Genomic DNA, 13,460 nt, shown 5'->3' with positions numbered 1-13,460 from the left:
AGCTTTGACGGATATCGACAGGAGAGACGGATGGCCAACTGGCCTTTCACCCAAGGCATTCATGACATCGGCAATGGCCTCTATGGCTATGTTCAGCCGGACGGCACATGGGGCTGGTCCAATGCGGGCCTGATCGCCAGCGACGGCGAGACATTGCTGGTCGATACGCTGATGAGCGTGCCGCTGACGCGCGAGATGCTGGACCGGTTCAAGGCGAAGGTGCCGGAAGCCGCGAAGATCGACCGGCTGGTCAACACCCATGCCAACCCCGATCATTTCTTCGGCAATGGCTTGGTGGCGGATGCGGAGATCATCGGCACCAACGAAGCCAAGAAGGAAATGGCCGGCTTCAACCCGAAGATGCTCGCCAACCTGAAGAACGTCTACACCGAGATGGGCGATACCGGCGCGTTTCTTTATGAAACGATGGGTCGCAAGTTCGATTTCTCCGGCGTGGATGAGCTGACGCTGCCCAACCGCACGTTCGACGGGCGGCTCGATCTCAATGTCGGCTCCAAGGCGGTCTCGCTGATCGACCTCGGCCCGGCACACACGGATTCCGACACGATCGTGTGGGTGCCGGAGGATCGCGTGGTGTTCACCGGCGACCTGCTGTTCAACGAGGGGCACCCGATCATGTGGGCCGGTCCGGTCGAGAACTGGATCGCCGCCTGCCAATATATCGTCGACCTCGATCCGCAGGTGGTGGTGCCCGGCCACGGCCCGATCACGGACACGACGGCCGTCCGCAACATGCAGGCTTATTTCGAATATGTCCGCGATGAATCGCGCGAGCGGTTCGAGGCTGGCCTGTCCTATGAGGACGCCGCGCGCGACATCAACATGCAGGAGTTCCGCGGCTGGAGCGACCCCGAGCGGATCGTCGCCAACGTCTTCTCGCTCTACAAGCAGTGGGGCGCGCAGTTCACGCCGGAGCAGCAGCGCGATTTGTTCGGCGCGATGGGCCGCTATCGTCACGAAATGCAAAGCCATGCAGAAGGGTGCGACCATGCCCATTGAGATCAACGCGACGCACGACCCGCAGCGCAAGAGCTGGGTCGAAAGCGCAAACGCAGCTGACAGCGATTTCCCGATCCAGAATTTGCCCTTTGGCCTGTTCCGTCACCGGGGGGTGGCGCGCGGCGGTGTGGCGCTGGGTGCGTACATCATCGATGTACCCCAGCTCCACGCCGCCGCCCTGCTGGATGGCGACGTGGCAGAGGCTGCGGCGGCCATGGGCGGCCCATCGCTCGCGCCCCTGTTGGCCGCCAGCCCGGCATCAGTCAGCGCCCTGCGCGCCCGCCTCTCCGACCTGTTCCGGGTAGATGGACCAGGCGACCGGCAGCAGCTCGAAGCCATGCTGGTCCCGCAGGCCGAAGCTGAGCTGCTGATGCCGCTCAAGCCCACGGCGTTCACGGATTTCTGCACATCCTACGATCATATCGCGCGGATGGCACAGAAGGCGCCGCCGCTGGCCGCGCTCTCGCTGCCGGTTGCCTATAACGGCCGCGCCAGTTCCGTGCGGGAAGACGGCACGCCGGTCGTCCGGCCGCAGGGCCAGTTTGAAGCCCCACTCGGCAGCGGCAACGTCCAGTTCGCGCCGGAACCGATGCTCGATTTCGAGCTGGAATTCGGCGTGTGGCTGCGCGGCGGCAATCCGCTCGGGCAGCGCATCAGCGTGGCGCAGGCGGAAGACCTCATGTTCGGCTGCTGTCTCGTCAACGACTGGTCGGCGCGCGGCATCCAGTTCTTCGAATCCATTCTGGGGCCGCATCTGGGCAAGAGCTTCCTCACCACGATCAGCCCGTGGATCGTGACCATGGAAGCGCTCGCGCCCTTCCGCGTCGCCGCGCGCGGTCGGCCGGGCGACGAGCCGGCGGTCGCCGCCCATCTGCTCGACGCGCAGGATCGCGCGGCGGGCGGCATCAACATCGAACTCACCGCCGACTTCGCCAATGCGGCGGGATCGAGCGCGCGCATCGTGCGCAGCAATCTCGCCGAACTCTATTGGACGCTGGCGCAGATGGTCGCGCATCAGGCCTCCAACGGCGCACCGCTGGAAGCGGGCGACCTGATCGCGACCGGCACTGTTTCCGGCGCCGCGCAGGAAGCGCGCGGCTGCCTTGCCGAGATCGTGCTGCGCGATGGCGAGACCATCGACCTGCCCGACGGCACGACGCGCCGCTGGCTGGAAGATGGCGACACCCTCACCCTCAATGGCCGCGCGGTGGCGGAGGGCTATGTGCCGATCGGCTTCGGTCCGTGCAGCGGCACCATCCATCCGGCAGGAGCAAGCGCATGACCATCACCACCTGTGGCGACCGCCAGCCGATCAAGGTCGCCGCGCGCGGCAAGCATCTGGTGGTGGACATCCATTGCCACCTCGGCATTCCCGCTGCCGACGCCATCGTGCAGGCGCGCCACCCCGGCCCGCCGCCCGGCATCAACGATTTCACCAGTGCCAAGACGAGTGAGGTCAACCGCGCCCAGTTCGCCACGATGGGCCGCACGCTCAACACGCTCGACCAGCGGCTGGCCGACATGGATCGGCTCGGCATCGACGTGCAGGCGATCAGCCCCAGCCCCGGCCAGTATTTTTACTATGCCGATGCCGATGTCGCACGGGAGACCGCACGCACCGTCAATGACGGCATGGCCGCTGCCGTCGCCCAGCACCCCGACCGGCTGGTCGGCATGGGCACCGTGCCGTTGCAGGATGTCGGCCTTGCCGTCGAAGAAATGCGCCGCTGCGTGCGCGAACTCGATCTGCGCGGCATCGAGATCAGCTCCAACGTCAACGGCCGCGACTTTCATGCCGAGGAGTTTCGGCCGTTCTTCGCGGCCGCCGAAGAACTGGGCATCCTGCTCTTCATCCACCCGCTGGGCTTCACCCATGCCAACCGGATGAGCGAATATTATTTCAACAACCTCATCGGCAATCCGCTGGAATCGACGCTGGCCGTGGGTCATCTGATCTTCGGTGGGGTGCTGGATCGCTATCCGGGGCTGCGCATCTGCGTGGCGCATGGCGGCGGCTATATGCCCGGCTATTGGGGCCGGATGGACCATGGCTGGCGCGCGCGTGGCGATTGCAGCGAGCATTGCCAGCACGAGCCCTCCAGCTATCTGCGCAAGCTGTGGCTGGATACGCTGGTGTTCGATCAGGACCAGCTCGACAGCCTCGTGCGCACCCATGGCGCCGACAAGCTGTGCCTGGGGAGCGACTATCCCTTCGACATGTCCGAGCCCGATCCGGTGGGCTTCCACGCCCGCCTGAGCGACGAAGAGCAGCGCAAAATCCTCGGCCTCAACGCCGCTGAACTGCTTGGACTGGAGACTGCCGACAAGAGCTGACCCAGCCATACACGACCACCACCAAGGCCGCCGCACCAAGCAGACCTCCCATAAGAGGCAGGGCCGATCAGGAGAGAAGACGGTGACGAAGACGCAGCACGGCGGGGCCTGGGTGCCCGGCTATACTCTGTTCCTGCTCTTCGTGAGCAATGTGTTCAATTATGCCGACCGGGCGCTGCTCGGCATCGTCGTCGATCCGGTGAAGGCCGACCTTCAGCTGAGCGACACGGCCATGAGCCTTGTCTCCGGCACGGCCTTCGTGCTGTTCAACCTGATCGTCGGCATCTTCATCGCCCGCTGGGTCGATCATGGCAATCGCAAGAAAATCCTGCTGCTCGGCGTCGCCATCTGGTCCGGCGCCACGGCGCTGACGGGCCTTGCGGAAGGCTTTGTGTCGCTGGCGCTCACCCGGGTTCTGGTCGGTGTCGGCGAGGCGACGGCCTTTCCGGTCGCCATCTCCGTCATTGCGGACCTGTATCCCAAGGATCGGCGGCCGCGCGCGCTGGGCATCTATCAGTCGAGCGCCTTCGTCGGCATCGTCGGCGGGTCGATCGCGGCGGGGATATTGGCCGCGATATTCGGCTGGCGGACGATGTTCTTCATCTGCGGCGGCGCGGGCCTCGCCTTCGTGCTGCTGCTCGCGCTGACCATGAAGGAGCCACAGCGTGGCATGCATGACGAGCCGGATGCGGCGGATATGGGCATGCGCAACCTGCCCCAATCCATCCGCTTCCTGCTCGATGTGCCGGGCTTCCGCATGCTCGCGGTCGGCATGGGGATCTCGGCGATGGGCGCGGGCGTGCTGCCGGTGTGGGCGCCGGCGTTCCTGCTGCGCAGCCATGGCGTGAGCCTTGCCGAGGTGGGCGCACTGATCGCGCCCTCGGTCGGCCTTGGCGGCATCGCCGGCGCCATTGCATCCGGTTTTATGGCCAGCTACTTCACCAAGAAGCACGGGCGGGAGATCGACAGCCTCATGGTGCCCCTGATTGCACTGCCCCTGTCCATCCCCTTCTTCATAGCCTTCTGCTTCGCGCCGTCGCTGGCCCTGACGCTGGGCGCAGCGGCGATCATGAACTTCCTGCTCTCCAGCGGCATCACCCCCTGCTTCTCCGCAGCCATGGGGCTGGCCACGCCGCAGACCCGCGCGGTTGCATCGATGTTGTTGCTCGCTTCGTCGGGCATCATCGGCTCGGCGCTGGCGCCGCTCGTGGTCGGCGCAGCCAGTGATGCGCTGACGCCCAAGTTCGGCACCGAATCGCTGCGCTATGCCATGTCTGCCGTGACGGTCGCGCCACTGCTGGGCTGCGTCTTCCTCTGGCTCGCCTATCGCCGCGCTCGCGCGACCACCATGGCCGAGACAGCCACCGCGTGAGCACGCCGGCATCCCCGTCCGAGTTCCGCCAGGGCTGGCCGGTGGTCCTCGCCGCCGCTTGCGGCTCGGGACTGGGGATTGCCGGATTGCTGACCTACTCGGCGGGCATCTTCGCGAAAGATCTCGAGAGCGCGATCGACCTCAGCCGCACGACGCTGGGCGCCGCCTTCTTCCTGGCGACGGTGGCGCTGGCGATCGCTCTGCCCATCGCCGGCTGGCTGATCGACCGCGTCGGCCCGCGCTGGCCTGCTGTCGCCGGCTCACTGGCGCTGAGCGGCGGATTTGCGCTCCTCGGGACCGTCGTCCATTCGGTCGCGGGCTATATGAGCGTGATGGCAGGTATAGGCCTGCTGGCCGCCTGTTCGTCACCCGTTGCCTACACGCGCGCGGTCAATGCCGTCTTCGATCGGGCCCGCGGACTGGCGCTCGGCCTTACGCAGGTGGGCATCGGCATTTCCGCCGCCGTCGTGCCGCCTGTTCTGGCCATCATTGTGGCAGAACGGGGTTGGCAGGCCGGCTATCTGGCGCTCGCCGCCATTGCCGCGATAGGCGTCATCCCGGCGCTCAGCCTGCGCAACCTCCGCAGCCCCCGGACGCCCGATTGCGCGGGCGGCATGGCCCGCGCCCAGATGCGCTCGCCCCTCTACCTGATGGTGCTGGCATCCTTCGGCATGATGGCGCTCTCCTTTGCCGGCTTGCTGCCCCATTTCGTGCCGATGCTGCGGGAATCCGGCCTGGATGCCCGCACCGCCGGATCGCTGGCGGGACTCATCGGCGGCTCCGTCATCGTCAGCCGGATCGTTGTCGGCTGGCTGGCGGATCGGGTGCCGGCGCCACGCATTGCGGCGGCCTGCTGCGCCTTGTGCGCGCTGGGGTGCATCGCGCTGGCGACCGGCGGCGCAACCCTCGCATGGGTCGGCGCCATCGCGCTTGGCACGGCCATGGGCGCGGAAGCCGACCTCATCGGCTATCTGACCGCCCGCTACTTTGGCATCACCCATTATGGTGCGCTGTACGCCGTGCAATATGCCAGCTTCATGCTGCTGGCGGGGCTTGGCCCACTCTGGGTCGGCGCGCTGGCCGACGCCACTGGCGGATATAATGCCCCGCTCTGGGTGGCCGCTGCCGGCCTTGGCGTTTCCATCCTGCTGTTCCTGCGCTTGCCCAACCCGCAGACGAGCCGCTAGAGGCTGTCACGAGGCAGGCCGCAACCAAACGACCGCCGCGACCATTCACCCGAGGTCGAAACGGCTTTCATCCGGCGCATGGCCGGGCCAGACTGACCGTCACCCCAACACCGGAGGCCTGCGCCCGATGCCTTTCTGCCCGCCATCTGCTCCCTTCGCCCGTCCTGTCGCACTGGCGCTGACCCTCGGCCTCACGCTCGGCGCCTTCGCGTCGACCGCCTCCGCAAAGGAGAAGGAACCGCGCCGCGTGCGCATCGCCATCGGGCCGGAAATCCAGCCCAGCTTCCCCGGTTCCGACAGCCTGTCCGTCCGGCCCTTTCTGGAAGGCGACATTGCGCGCGGGAATGAACCTTTCGAGTTCGAGGCACCGGACGAGAGCTTCGGCATTACGGTCGTGAGTGTGGGCCGTTTTGAGGTCGGCCCATCCATGGCCGTTGAAGGCAAGCGAAAGGCGGACGAGGTCCCCGGCTTCGTCAAGGTCAACCGCTCGCTGGAACTTGGCGGGTTCGTGCAGGTCTTTCCTACCCCGTCCTTCCGCCTGCGCGCCGATCTGCGCCAGGGCGTGACCGGCCATGAGGCGCTCGTCGGATCGGTCAGCGCCGACTGGATCGTGCGCGACGGCGACCGTTGGCTGGCGTCGGTCGGCCCGCGCGTGACGCTCGGCAGCGGCAAGCACCAGCGCACATGGTTCGGCGTGTCGCCCGCGCAAGCCACGGCCTCGGGCTTGCCGGTGTTCGAGGCGAATGGCGGCGTTCAGTCCGTCGGTGCCGCTGCCGGCCTGATCCGCCAGCTCGATGCGCGCTGGAGCCTCCACGGCTATGCCCGTTACGACCGGCTTGTCGGCGATGCCGCCGATTCGCCGGTCGTGCGGGCCTATGGCGCGCGCGACCAGTTTTCCGGCGGATTGGCGCTGGGCTACACCTTCTGGTGGGGCAAACGCTAAGCCGCGCGGGGCGCCCTATCGCCCCTCCAGCCGCGCGTAGGCAGGCGAGTGGGTAAAAGCCTCCCAGCGCGTGCACCATTGGCGCACCGGCTTGGCCTCGGGCCAGAAGGGTGTCCAGATCTCGCCCGGCTCGGCGCCCAGGGCCTGGGCGACCTTCTGGCTCGGCACATTGTCATCGGCGATCATGTGCAGCGTCTCACTCTGGCCAAGGGCCTCGTGCGACCAGCGGAAGGCGGCGGCTGCCGCCTCCGCTGCATAGCCCTTGCCCTGCGCGGACGGAAAGATGCACCAGCCGATCTCGAACGCCGGCCAGCCCGGCGGGTTCATCGGCCCGACATGACCGAGGAACGCCCCGCTCGCTTTCTCTTCCACCGCGAAATTGCCATAACCGCGCGCCACCCAATGGCCGGCGAGACTGCAGAAGCGTTGCCAGCTTTCGCCATAGGTGAGGCCGCGCCCTTCCTTGGTGATGAACCGCGCGAAGTCATCTTCCGCCATGGCCGCGCACAAGGGCTCGGCATCGGCCGCACGGAACGCTCGCAGGATCAGCCTGGGCGTTTCGATAGTCGGTGCGCGGTCGATGGTCGGGGCAGTGCTGTTCTGTTGGGTCATCCGTGGCCTCTCCTTGTCAGCGCAAGTCTTGCCGGAGACCTGCGCGGTGACAAGGCATGATTAGGCCCCGAGGATGATCCGCGCCCGCACGACATCGGCGCTCATCTGCTCGACCAGCGCATCCAGGCTGTCGAACTTGCGCTCGCCCCGCAGCCGTTCGATGAGGGCGATCTCCAGCGTCTGGCCGTAAAGGCTGCCGGAGAAATCGAACAAATAGGTCTCCAGCAGCTCGCGCGGCGGCACGAAGGTCGGGCGGATGCCGAGATTGGCCGCGCCGCAGACGATTCGCCCATCGGGCAGCCGTGCGCGCACGGCATAGATGCCATAAGCCGGGCGCAGATAGTGGCCCATCTCCATATTGGCGGTGGGGAAGCCGATGGTGCGGCCGCGCTTGTCCCCATCGATGACTTCGCCGGCAATCGCGAAAGGACGCGTGAGGAGGCCCGTCGCCGTGGCGCAGTCACCGGCCAGCAAGGCCTCGCGCACGCGGCTGGAGGAGATGATCTCGCCCTGCTCGTCGCGCACCGGCGCCACGGCCTCGGCCGCCAGGCCATGCACCGCGCCAAGCGTGCGCAAGGCGGTGACGTTGCCCGAGCGCCCGCGCCCGAAGGTGAAGTCCTCGCCGGTCACCACCCCCGCCGCGCCAAGTTCCGTCGCCAGCATGGCCACGAAGTCCTCCGCGCTGTGCGAGGCCAGCTCAGCCGTGAAGTGGAAGACCAGCATGGCATCCGCGCCCGCCTCGCCGAACAGGCGCTCGCGCTGATCGAGCGTGGTCAGGCGGAAGAAGGGCGCATCCGGCCGGAACAGCCGCATAGGATGCGGATCGAAGGTCGCGACAATGGCCGGACGGCCCTGCGCACGGGCCAGCTCCACGGCCCGGCCGACCACGGCCTGGTGGCCGCGGTGAAAACCGTCGAAATTGCCGAGGGCAATGATGGCACCGCGCAAATGTGCCGGTATCGGCTGATCGCTGCTGATCCGTTCCATGGCGGGCGCCTATAGGGGGAGCGACGCGCGGGCGCCAGCCCCGATGGCGGCTCGCATGCGCACCGCGATCAGGCTCCGCGCCGCAGGAATGTGCGGTAGCTGAAGGCAGCGACTGCGCCCTCCGCCGGGTGATCCTCGCGCATCGTCTCTTCCCACCGAGCGGGATCGGGCGCATCGATGCGCGCGTCGCCCGGCGGCGAGAGATGTACCTGCGTGATCTCCAGCCGATCGGCCAGCGGTTCGAACAGCCGATAGACTTCCGCACCGCCAATCACCGACAGCACCGGCGCCTGCGCGGCCGCAAGGGCTTCATCGACACTGTGGACCACCTCTGCGCCTTCCGCCTGCCACGCGGTGTCGCGGGTGAGCACGATGTGGCGGCGACCCGGCAGGAGCCCGGGCAGGCTGTCGAAGGTCTTGCGGCCCATCAGCATGGGCGTGCCCATGGTCATGGCCTTGAAGCGCTTGAGATCGCCGGGGATCCGCCAGGGAATGTCGCCCTCGCTGCCAATCACGCCATTGTCGGCGCGGGCGAGCAGCAGCACGATTTCTGGACGCGCATCCATCGTCATGCCGCGCTATCGCTTGTATGCACGCGCGTCACATGGCCCATCTTGCGGCCGGGGCGTGCTTCGTTCTTGCCGTAGAGATGGAGATGCGCGGTCTCGTCGGCCAGAATCGCCTGCCACTCATTGGCCTCGTCTCCGATCAGGTTCTGCATCGAGACGGCCGGCGCGGCGAGCGCCGTCGATCCGAGCGGCAGGCCGCAGATGGCGCGGACGTGATTCTCGAACTGGCTGGTGACAGCGCCTTCGATAGTCCAGTGCCCGCTATTGTGGACACGCGGCGCCATCTCGTTGAAGATCGGCCCGGCGGCCCCGGCAAAGAACTCCAGCGTAAGCACGCCAACATATTCCAGAGCCTGGGCGACGCGCGCGGCAATGGCCCGCGCTTCGGGCACCTGCGCCAGCACGACCGCCGGAGCCGGCAGCGTGGATGTCGCGAGAATGCCGTCGACATGCACATTATGCGGCGAATCCCAGAAGCGCACGGTGCCATCCTGTCCGCGCACGAGCACCACCGAAAACTCGTGGTCGAAGGTGACGAACCCTTCCAGCACCGCCGGATTGCAGCCGATTGCGTTCCAGGCGCTGTCCAGTGTCTCGGGCGCCGCATTCATCAGGCGGACCTGGCCCTTTCCGTCATAGCCAAAGCGCGTCGTCTTGAGGATGGCGGGCGCGCCGATCCGCGCGATTGCATCCTGCAGCACCGCGCCACTGGAGACGGGCGCATAGGGCGCCGTCCGTCCGCCAAGGCCGGCGACGAAGCTCTTTTCCAGCAACCTGTCCTGCGCGACCGCCAGTGCGCGGGCATTGGGCCGGACGTGCCCGAGCTTGGGGAGCAAGGCGACGGCGTTGCTCGGCACATTCTCGAATTCATAGGTGATGATATCGACCGCGTCTGCAAAGGCCGTGAGCGCGGCATCGTCCTCATAGGGCGCCTGCGTCCACGCACTTGCAATGTCCGACGCGGGGCCGCTCTCTTCGGGCGCGAAAATATGGACCCGATAGCCAAGCTGGATCGCGGCCATGCCGATCATCCGGCCAAGCTGGCCGCCGCCGACGATGCCGATGGTCGACCCGGGCGCAATCGTCATGGGGGAGGTCATTGCGGGCTGCCTGCCACCGAATCCGTTTGCGCCGCGCGCCATGCATCCAGTCGATCGGCGAGCGCTGCGTCGCTGTTCGCTAATATTGCAGCTGCGAGCAGACCCGCGTTCTTGGCGCCTGCTTTGCCGATGGCCAGCGTACCGACCGGGATGCCCCCCGGCATCTGCACGATCGAAAGCAGGCTATCGAGGCCGGAGAGGGTCGCCGACTGCACCGGAACCCCTAGCACCGGCACGCGAGTCATGGCCGCGACCATCCCCGGCAAATGGGCCGCTCCGCCGGCTCCGGCGATGATGACGTGCAGACCTCGGCCGGCTGCCGTCTTGGCATAATCGACGAGTCGATCCGGTGTGCGGTGAGCCGAAACAATCCGCGTTTCACATTCAATTTCAAGGTCTTGCAGAACATCGACGGCATGGCGCATCGTGTCCCAGTCGGACTGCGAGCCCATGATCACACCGATTTTCGCCATTCTTTGCCGCCCCGTCCTCGTGCTGCCTGGCGTCAACGGGAACGCCGGCCGGAAACTTCTCTTTAAGTCTCAGCCCATAGACACCAGCGCCATGGCGCACAACCGGTCAAAACGCTCTGATCATACGGCGGAACGCGGGTTCCGCAGTGCACAAAGGCAAAGCTTGGAACTATACCCAGCTCACAGGGTTACATGCTGCGGTCGCGCACAGGAGATAGAGCTTTGATGGAAGCCACTGCGCGGACGGTCGCACTCGATCTTCCCGCACCTGACATTTCAGCGCTTGAGCAGGAGTTGGATATACTCCGCCGGGAGCTGTCCCTTCTTAAAACCGCCAACAAGGAACTTGAACGACTCGTCATTCGCGATACGCTCACCCCGCTCTACAATCGGCGGCATTTCATGAACTGCCTTCGGGATCGGTTGGACCGGCTCGAACGGCATGAAGGCAAATGCGCACTGGTGTTCATCGATGTGAACTCGATGAAGCGGATCAACGATCGCTTTGGCCATGGCGCCGGCGATGCCGCTCTGGTGCATATGGCGCGCCTTCTCGCGAATGGACTGCGGTCCACCGACGTCGCGGCCCGCATGGGCGGCGATGAGTTCGCGTTGTTGCTGGACGATCTTGACCCTGAGGCCGTGGAGGAAACCACCCGGCGGCTCCAGCGCATGATCGCGGAATCGGCCTGCTTGCACGAGGGCGTGATGCTGCCGCTGTCTATTTCCGTCGGCTGGACGGCCCTCGAACAAGGTGACACGGAGTTTTCCGCCCTTACTCGCGCGGATATGGCGATGTATGCTGCCAAAAGACCCGGCAGCACCTTTGCCGAGGCAGCAGAATAAGGAGCAGGTCATGGCCCACGCGGTTCAGGACAATGCCCAGCGCAACCGATACGAGATCATAGTGGACGGCGAGATCGCTTTCGCTACCTATGAGCGCGATGGCGACACGCTGGCGATCACGCACACCTTCACCCCACCGGCTTTGCGGGGGAAGGGCGTCGCGGCCGATCTGGTCGCCGGGCTGCTTGACGATGCGCGCGCACGCAGCCTCAAGATCCGGCCGGTGTGCAGCTACGTCGTCACCTATTTCGAGCGCCACCCCGATCAGCGCGACCTGCTCGCCGCCTGACACGCGCGCCGTCCGCTCACGGTTAGGCTCCCTCTAGCTCGGCCTTCTCGCGGTCCATCATCGCCTGGAGGATACGCCGCCCCTGCACCGCCGTTCCGTCGCTTTTGAGCATCAGCTCGGGCGGGAGGACGTCCAGCGTGGAAATGATCTTCTCGATTTCCTCGGTCGCGAACTTGTCCTCATCCAGCACCGGCTCGAGACGGCGGCGAGCGTCGTCCACCCGCGCCTGTGACGGCGCGCTCATCGCAAAGAAGTAGTTGCAGCTGGTCTTCTTCGCCGGGGTGACGGCATGCCAGACCCGGCTGGTGTGGAGCACCTCGCCGGCCTTCTCATGACCCTGCGGATAGCGGGATTCACCAATCCCCGCGTGAAAGCCGGGGAAGAAGAAATCCATGCCGGAAATGCGATCGACCAGCCCGTCATGCACGCTGCGATCATGATAAGGCGGCATCGGCGTATCGCGCATGATCCGCCGGCTCGACAGGCGACGGTCATTGAGGTCGCGCACTTCGGGCGTCGCGGCATCATCGGGCGTGCCGATCGATGTAGCATGGAGATAGCCAAGATGGCTCAGGTCCAGCAGGTTATCGTTGAGCAGTTGATAGCGCCCATCGACATGCATGGAATAAAAGGCATCCGGGATCATGCCGGGAATGTTGAAACCGATCTCGTCCAGCGTCGGGATGAGCGACTCATCCGCCTTGTCGGGATCGCCAGGCCAGATCCACGCCCATAGCCCGCGCTCGACCAACGGGTAGCTCTTGATCCTGTAGACACCGGGAATGGTGCTCTGGCTCGGCACCATCGTGCAGGCCCCCGAAGAATCGAAGGTGATGCCGTGATAGCCGCACTGGATCGCATCGCCGACGCGCTTGCTCGCGCCCAGGGGATAATGCCGGTGCGGACAGCGCCCCTCCACCGCCACGGCCGTGCCATCTTCCTTGCGGTAGAGAACGACCGGCTCGTTGAGGATCCACCGGCTGAGCAAATCCTCGCCGATTTCGCGCACAAATGCGGCGACGTACCAGCCGTTGCGCGGCGCGTAGCTGCCAGGGGTGAAAGGATACATAGGGTCCGCTCCTAATCGAACATCGTTCGTTTAGCGATTGATGCTTTTTCACCGGCAAACTGTCAAGGGAGCAGCATGTCATTCGCGAAGCTGGATCAGGACGGGATCGTCGAAGAAGCCATTGCGCTGCTGAAGGAAGAAGGGCTGGGGGCAGTCAGCCTGCGGAAGATCGCCACCCGGCTCAGCGTCAGCGTCTCATCGCTTTACTGGCATGTGGAGGACAAGCAGGCCCTCCACGCACTCATGTCCATCTCCATTTTCAAGGCCTGCCTCGACTCGGTGCCGCCGGCAGAAAGCTGGTGGGCATGGCTGCATGATTTCGGCATCGCCTTGTGGGACGCGCAGACTTCCATACGCGATGCGCGTCAGCTCATTGCCGTCACCCGCGCGCAGAGGGGGGCTGGCAACCATCTGATCGGGCAGATCGTGAAGGAGTTGACCGCGCTCGGCCTGAACGCAGAGAGGGCCGCCGTCGCGCAGCGGTCCGTCCAGGCGCTCGTCACGGGCTGGACGACGCTGCGCGCGGTTCAGGTCGCGGCGGACCGGGACAGCTTCATCCTGGCGCTGGATGTTCTCATCGACGGCTGGCGAACACGCGCAGGTGCGGATCAGCCGTGACGGACACGCCAAAACGCCCGGCCAGCAACTGACCGGGCGCC

15 protein-coding genes are annotated in these 13,460 nt (G+C 65.9%); 9 read left to right on the top strand and 6 right to left on the bottom strand.

Annotated features, from left to right (window positions below; genetic code table 11):
• Positions 1–30: 30 nt before the first annotated feature.
• The 6 genes from M2333_RS00180 (at position 31) to M2333_RS00155 (ending at position 6,856) form a co-directional block, all read left to right on the top strand.
• Entirely contained in the window at positions 31–1,020 is a 990-nt protein-coding gene (locus M2333_RS00180) for an MBL fold metallo-hydrolase (RefSeq protein WP_264610459.1), read from the top strand.
• Positions 992–2,302: a fumarylacetoacetate hydrolase family protein gene (locus tag M2333_RS00175; RefSeq protein WP_264610458.1), complete on the top strand. Its 1,311-nt coding sequence runs from the start codon at positions 992–994 to the stop codon at positions 2,300–2,302. The genes M2333_RS00180 and M2333_RS00175 overlap by 29 nt, the downstream gene beginning before the upstream one ends.
• Positions 2,299–3,354 (top strand): amidohydrolase family protein, encoded by a 1,056-nt coding sequence (locus tag M2333_RS00170; RefSeq protein ID WP_264610457.1) that lies wholly within the window; start codon positions 2,299–2,301, stop codon positions 3,352–3,354. Before M2333_RS00175 ends, M2333_RS00170 begins: the two co-directional genes overlap by 4 nt.
• 82 nt (positions 3,355–3,436) lie before the next feature.
• The gene (locus M2333_RS00165; protein ID WP_264610456.1) at positions 3,437–4,726 is read left to right on the top strand and encodes a spinster family MFS transporter; all 1,290 of its coding nucleotides are present in this window, start codon (positions 3,437–3,439) and stop codon (positions 4,724–4,726) included.
• A complete protein-coding gene (locus M2333_RS00160; RefSeq protein ID WP_181560485.1) occupies positions 4,723–5,913 on the top strand; it encodes an MFS transporter in 1,191 nt (396 codons plus the stop codon). Before M2333_RS00165 ends, M2333_RS00160 begins: the two co-directional genes overlap by 4 nt.
• A 127-nt stretch (positions 5,914–6,040) precedes the next feature.
• Positions 6,041–6,856: a MipA/OmpV family protein gene (locus M2333_RS00155; RefSeq protein ID WP_181560486.1), complete on the top strand. Its 816-nt coding sequence runs from the start codon at positions 6,041–6,043 to the stop codon at positions 6,854–6,856.
• Positions 6,857–6,871: 15 nt separating this feature from the next.
• Here the strand turns inward: M2333_RS00155 and M2333_RS00150 are convergent, their stop codons facing one another.
• From M2333_RS00150 to purE, 5 genes are all read right to left on the bottom strand, one after another.
• Positions 6,872–7,468 (bottom strand): GNAT family N-acetyltransferase, encoded by a 597-nt coding sequence (locus M2333_RS00150; protein ID WP_181560487.1) that lies wholly within the window; start codon positions 7,466–7,468, stop codon positions 6,872–6,874.
• 60 nt (positions 7,469–7,528) lie between these two features.
• On the bottom strand, positions 7,529–8,455 hold the full coding sequence (locus M2333_RS00145) for a bifunctional riboflavin kinase/FAD synthetase (protein ID WP_264573490.1): 927 nt from the start codon (positions 8,453–8,455) through the stop codon (positions 7,529–7,531).
• Between the two features lie 68 nt (positions 8,456–8,523).
• Positions 8,524–9,021 (bottom strand): dihydrofolate reductase, encoded by a 498-nt coding sequence (locus tag M2333_RS00140; protein WP_181560489.1) that lies wholly within the window; start codon positions 9,019–9,021, stop codon positions 8,524–8,526.
• A gap of 2 nt (positions 9,022–9,023) precedes the next feature.
• Positions 9,024–10,112 carry a 5-(carboxyamino)imidazole ribonucleotide synthase gene (locus M2333_RS00135; RefSeq protein ID WP_264610455.1) on the bottom strand — a complete coding sequence of 363 codons (1,089 nt, stop codon included), beginning with the start codon at positions 10,110–10,112 and terminating at the stop codon, positions 9,024–9,026.
• Positions 10,113–10,120: 8 nt separating this feature from the next.
• On the bottom strand, positions 10,121–10,597 hold the full coding sequence (gene purE, locus M2333_RS00130; protein ID WP_264586054.1) for a 5-(carboxyamino)imidazole ribonucleotide mutase: 477 nt from the start codon (positions 10,595–10,597) through the stop codon (positions 10,121–10,123).
• Positions 10,598–10,822: 225 nt separating this feature from the next.
• Between purE and M2333_RS00125 the strand changes: the two genes are divergently transcribed.
• Together M2333_RS00125 and M2333_RS00120 are read left to right on the top strand one after the other, a co-directional pair.
• Positions 10,823–11,443 carry a GGDEF domain-containing protein gene (locus M2333_RS00125; RefSeq protein ID WP_264585657.1) on the top strand — a complete coding sequence of 207 codons (621 nt, stop codon included), beginning with the start codon at positions 10,823–10,825 and terminating at the stop codon, positions 11,441–11,443.
• Positions 11,444–11,453: 10 nt separating this feature from the next.
• The gene (locus M2333_RS00120; RefSeq protein ID WP_264610454.1) at positions 11,454–11,732 is read left to right on the top strand and encodes a GNAT family N-acetyltransferase; all 279 of its coding nucleotides are present in this window, start codon (positions 11,454–11,456) and stop codon (positions 11,730–11,732) included.
• A gap of 22 nt (positions 11,733–11,754) precedes the next feature.
• Here the strand turns inward: M2333_RS00120 and M2333_RS00115 are convergent, their stop codons facing one another.
• A complete protein-coding gene (locus tag M2333_RS00115) occupies positions 11,755–12,801 on the bottom strand; it encodes an aromatic ring-hydroxylating dioxygenase subunit alpha (protein ID WP_181560494.1) in 1,047 nt (348 codons plus the stop codon).
• Positions 12,802–12,876: 75 nt separating this feature from the next.
• On the opposite strand from M2333_RS00115, the gene M2333_RS00110 reads away from it, so the two are divergent.
• Positions 12,877–13,419, top strand: coding sequence for a TetR family transcriptional regulator (locus M2333_RS00110; protein ID WP_264610453.1), 543 nt, complete (start codon positions 12,877–12,879; stop codon positions 13,417–13,419).
• Positions 13,420–13,460 lie beyond the last annotated feature (41 nt).

This window comes from Sphingobium sp. B11D3B, assembly GCF_025961735.1.
Classification (GTDB): Bacteria; Pseudomonadota; Alphaproteobacteria; order Sphingomonadales; family Sphingomonadaceae; genus Sphingobium.
The sequence above is the reverse complement of the archived record's forward strand: the minus strand, read 5'-3'. Positions and strand labels throughout refer to the sequence as shown.

What these genes read in the sequence shown, in the direction of transcription:
- M2333_RS00180 (WP_264610459.1), top strand. Translation starts at nt 31, where the DNA reads ATGGCCAACTGGCCTTTCACCCAAGGCATTCATGACATCGGCAATGGC.
- M2333_RS00175 (WP_264610458.1), top strand. Translation starts at nt 992, where the DNA reads ATGCAGAAGGGTGCGACCATGCCCATTGAGATCAACGCGACGCACGAC.
- M2333_RS00170 (WP_264610457.1), top strand. Translation starts at nt 2,299, where the DNA reads ATGACCATCACCACCTGTGGCGACCGCCAGCCGATCAAGGTCGCCGCG.
- M2333_RS00155 (WP_181560486.1), top strand. Translation starts at nt 6,041, where the DNA reads ATGCCTTTCTGCCCGCCATCTGCTCCCTTCGCCCGTCCTGTCGCACTG.
- M2333_RS00150 (WP_181560487.1), bottom strand. Translation starts at nt 7,468, where the DNA reads ATGACCCAACAGAACAGCACTGCCCCGACCATCGACCGCGCACCGACT.
- M2333_RS00145 (WP_264573490.1), bottom strand. Translation starts at nt 8,455, where the DNA reads ATGGAACGGATCAGCAGCGATCAGCCGATACCGGCACATTTGCGCGGT.
- M2333_RS00140 (WP_181560489.1), bottom strand. Translation starts at nt 9,021, where the DNA reads ATGGATGCGCGTCCAGAAATCGTGCTGCTGCTCGCCCGCGCCGACAAT.
- M2333_RS00135 (WP_264610455.1), bottom strand. Translation starts at nt 10,112, where the DNA reads ATGACGATTGCGCCCGGGTCGACCATCGGCATCGTCGGCGGCGGCCAG.
- purE (WP_264586054.1), bottom strand. Translation starts at nt 10,597, where the DNA reads ATGGCGAAAATCGGTGTGATCATGGGCTCGCAGTCCGACTGGGACACG.
- M2333_RS00125 (WP_264585657.1), top strand. Translation starts at nt 10,823, where the DNA reads ATGGAAGCCACTGCGCGGACGGTCGCACTCGATCTTCCCGCACCTGAC.
- M2333_RS00120 (WP_264610454.1), top strand. Translation starts at nt 11,454, where the DNA reads ATGGCCCACGCGGTTCAGGACAATGCCCAGCGCAACCGATACGAGATC.
- M2333_RS00115 (WP_181560494.1), bottom strand. Translation starts at nt 12,801, where the DNA reads ATGTATCCTTTCACCCCTGGCAGCTACGCGCCGCGCAACGGCTGGTAC.
- M2333_RS00110 (WP_264610453.1), top strand. Translation starts at nt 12,877, where the DNA reads ATGTCATTCGCGAAGCTGGATCAGGACGGGATCGTCGAAGAAGCCATT.